The following is a 1,254-nucleotide window of genomic DNA, read 5'->3' on the forward strand; positions in this document are numbered from 1 at the left end:
TGTAATCTTCCCTAAAAAACGGACCGTTTAAAAATATAGTTTATTAACTTAGGGATAATTATGAAACAGAGCAATTTTACAGAAGTTCAGATCGTCAAGATCTTATCAGAACAAAATCAAGGCAAAACAGTCAATGAAATTTGTCGTGAACATGGAATAAGTCAACCCACTTTTTATAAATGGAAGAGTAAATATGGCGGAATGGAAGCCCATCAATTAGCTCAATTAAAGGAACTAGAGAAGCAATTGTCTCAATATAAAAAAATTGTAGCAGAGCTTACTTTAGAAAACGTAGTTTTAAAAGATGTTATCGAAAAAAAGCTATAACGCCTTGTGAAAAACGAGAATTGGTGTTGTATTCAAAAACAAAACATCAACTAAGTTCTCGCAGGGCTTGTCGTCTATTTAGCTTAAGAACATCCGTTTTTTATTATCAAAAAGTACGTAAAGATGAGGATGATAAAATACGTTTTGAATTGATAGCACTATCCAACGAGCATCAAACTTGGGGCTTTTGGATGATGCATTATCGTTTACGAAATTTAGGCTTTACTTGGAACCATAAACGAGTTTATCGAATTTACACTTCGATGAAACTTAACCTACGTAATAAACGTAAAAAAAGACTTCCTGCAAGGATTAAAGAGCCGCTTTTACGTCCGATTTATCCAAATGTAACGTGGAGTATGGATTTCATGCATGATAGTTTAGAAAACGGAAAAAGCGTGAGAAGTTTGAATATTATAGACGATTTTAATCGAGAAATTTTGAGTATTTGTATCGACACAAGCTTACCTTCAGCTAAAGTAATTTCTGAACTTGAAAAACTAATCGAATGGCGAGGGAAACCTGAGAAAATTAGAGTAGATAATGGTCCAGAATTTATTGCTGAAAAACTAAAACTATTTTGTCAAAAAAAAGCCATTGAATTATATTATATTCAACCTGGGAAACCTACGCAAAATTCGTTGATTGAAAGATTTAATAGAACTTTTAGAACAGATTTTTTAAATGCTTATTTATTTGAAAATATCAAAGAAATGAAAAATTATACAGAAATTTGGATGTGGATGTATAACAATGAAAGACCACACAGTTCTTTACAATATCTTTCTCCTAGAAATTTTTTATTGAAATATGGTAAGGTCAAAAATCCTAATGATTTTCCTACATTTCAAATTAATCAAAATAATAATACAATAATATTAAATAAAAACTATACTTTTAAATGTTCCTAACAAGGGGAAGATTACA

Annotated in this window: 2 protein-coding genes; both read left to right on the plus strand. The window is 30.5% G+C overall.

Going from position 1 to position 1,254, the window contains the following annotated elements:
- Window positions 1-60 precede the first annotated feature (60 nt).
- Window positions 61-327: a transposase gene (locus BM072_RS15645; protein WP_038336637.1), complete on the plus strand. Its 267-nt coding sequence runs from the start codon at window positions 61-63 to the stop codon at window positions 325-327.
- Between the two features lie 23 nt (window positions 328-350).
- Window positions 351-1,238, plus strand: coding sequence for an IS3 family transposase (locus tag BM072_RS15355; RefSeq protein WP_420866288.1), 888 nt, complete (start codon window positions 351-353; stop codon window positions 1,236-1,238).
- Window positions 1,239-1,254: the final 16 nt, after the last annotated feature.

Source organism: Algoriella xinjiangensis (genome assembly GCF_900115015.1).
In the GTDB taxonomy this organism is placed as follows: domain Bacteria; phylum Bacteroidota; class Bacteroidia; order Flavobacteriales; family Weeksellaceae; genus Empedobacter; species Empedobacter xinjiangensis.